General features: G+C 38.4%; 3 protein-coding genes. All 3 read right to left on the bottom strand.

Features of this window, described 5'->3' with window-relative positions; translation table 11 throughout:
- Nucleotides 1-237: 237 nt before the first annotated feature.
- Nucleotides 238-915, bottom strand: coding sequence for a hypothetical protein (locus ACS8FD_RS13175; RefSeq protein WP_439261103.1), 678 nt, complete (start codon nucleotides 913-915; stop codon nucleotides 238-240).
- Complete coding sequence (locus tag ACS8FD_RS13170; RefSeq protein WP_439261102.1) at nucleotides 915-2039, bottom strand: patatin-like phospholipase family protein; 1125 nt, start codon at nucleotides 2037-2039, stop codon at nucleotides 915-917. Before ACS8FD_RS13170 ends, ACS8FD_RS13175 begins: the two co-directional genes overlap by 1 nt.
- On the bottom strand, nucleotides 2036-2239 hold a 204-nt coding region (locus tag ACS8FD_RS13165), incomplete at its 5' end, for a hypothetical protein (RefSeq protein ID WP_439276221.1). The genes ACS8FD_RS13170 and ACS8FD_RS13165, both read right to left, overlap by 4 nt.

Below are 2239 nucleotides of genomic sequence, written 5' to 3'. Positions count from 1 at the left end.
TTACGATATGAATAGCTATAAGATTGTTTTATCAAAGTATCAAAGTTCTCTAAGCTAAAAGTTAACAGACCTTCCAATTTTGTGGGCAGCTCTGAGGAGCAATATAACATTTTAACTGAAATATTAAGATATGTGTCAACGTCCGACCATAGCACTGACAGAGCTTAACTTTAGCAATAAGGTGGCAAAAACTAGTCCTGAACTGTTTATAGTAAGGAGCTTATACTAAAATAACTGCTAGTTTACGACCGGATAAAAAGGCTTGCCCCAGTCCATTTTGCTATGATTTGTCATCATGATCTCTAGCATTAATGGCAAGATAGCAGCTAAGATAGCGCTACTGTCTTTGATTTGTGAACGATTGACTTGGCTGTTGTGAGTGGCACCGCCATGCATGATTTGATTGCGCAGGGTATATAACCTATCAAATACTACCGCCAATACGGTATCTGTATCTTTATTACTAAGTGCACGGCGAGCTTTATCTTTGGCACGTTTGAAATCTTCTTCCCATGCTTGATGACTAATCAGACCATTTTGATAATCCCAAAATGGCTGAAAAGTGTATTGATTATCCAGTAATATACGAATGCTACCTGAATACTTCTCCCAAACTAGCTTATAGACCTTCTGGTCAGTGTCTAGACGGCATATCAGTTGTATAAAGCGCCGAAACTCACTACGCTCTGAGCTGGTAGCAAATAATGCTACTTCCCGAGCATAAGCGGCATTAAATGCTATCCATAGAGTGATGAAACGTATGTCGTCATCATTGACTCTCACAGCTTTAGACAGCCAACTTAATGAGCGATGCATACGCAGACGAAAGGGGTCAGAGAATTCAGACTTCTGGGTTTGGTGATTATGTTTGAGACTCTCTAATCTCTGGTAAGAGGTACTACTATCATTATGCATTAGCTATTACTCCGTAATCTATTCATAGCACTCTCTAACGCATCATCTCCCTCTGTATCACTTAATGTACTTGCGAGTAGTGTGGTATTTTGGCGCATTGAATGAACACTATTCAAGTTAAGCTTTACCTTTTGTAAAGTCTTCATAGTATCGTGATAGCCTGCTTGTACTAGTCTATCGACTGTTTCAACTGAAAAATCGAACATCGCCATCGTGCCGCCTATTTCGATGCTAGGTCGGACCTCTATAATAGAGGTATCAGAAAAGTCATGTCGATGCCACAGTGAACCATCAGCTAAGTGCGTCACAATAATATGGCGACAGCCAGCTTCTATCAATGGAGTAATTGGTGTATTGCCCTGTGATTTAAGGTAACCCCCTTGTCCACCATCAGTATAGCGTCCATTTTGACCATCACTGAATGCTTTAAAGAATAAGGGTACTGCAGCAGAGGCTAAAAGCACCTCTTTTTGTTCTTCTAATGATAAAGACTGTATGTGTCTAAACTCTGAAGGAGCATTGTCTATTCCTGCGAGCTCTACTTTAACAACATCTTTTATAGCTAAAAATAAGTCTATAAATGCTTTACCACTTTGTTGCTGTTTAAAAATCGAAACATATAGGGGTATAGAATGCTGTAGATGTTCTATATCTAAATATTCCTCTAACATCATTCTTAATGTGTCATCTTTTAATATATTTTCAACACCAGAAGTTTTAAAACCAACAAATACAGAACTTAACAATCCAAGAGGACTACTAAGCCTTAACCCAGCCGATAGCAGCAGTGTAAAATAAATCAAATAATTAAACTTACTATTTGAGATAGATTTAAGTTTGAACCTAGAGGTCAGAGCGTTGCTATCAAACTGAATAGGCTTAAGGTGAGGCAGCTTATCCCAAAGATTTCCTATACGTTTTACGCCTTCAGCAAAATTAGGTGCTGATGCCAGTACAGCACCGTTTAGTGCACCAATACTGGCACCTGATATCATATCAATGCCAATATTCATTTCATTGAGCGCTCTAACAACGCCAACATGATAAGCGCCTTTTGCACCGCCACCTGATAATACTAAACCAACCTTATTATTAGATTGAGTATTTAATAATTTGTTATTCATAACCCAATCCCTATTAGTCTAGAACTCTCTATACGATTATTCATTTCACCAATCATACGTTTAGAGACTCTGTTGATATCTATCATATTTAGACTTAGATTTTTATACTCGGGCTTTTCATCTTCTGGTAAATCATGATACTGGGTAGCCATAAATACGATAGGAGACTCATTAGGTGATAACCCGCTCCAATCGCCTTG

This window comes from Psychrobacter sp. 1U2, assembly GCF_051847575.1.
This window is presented reverse-complemented; position numbering and strand designations above follow the sequence as displayed.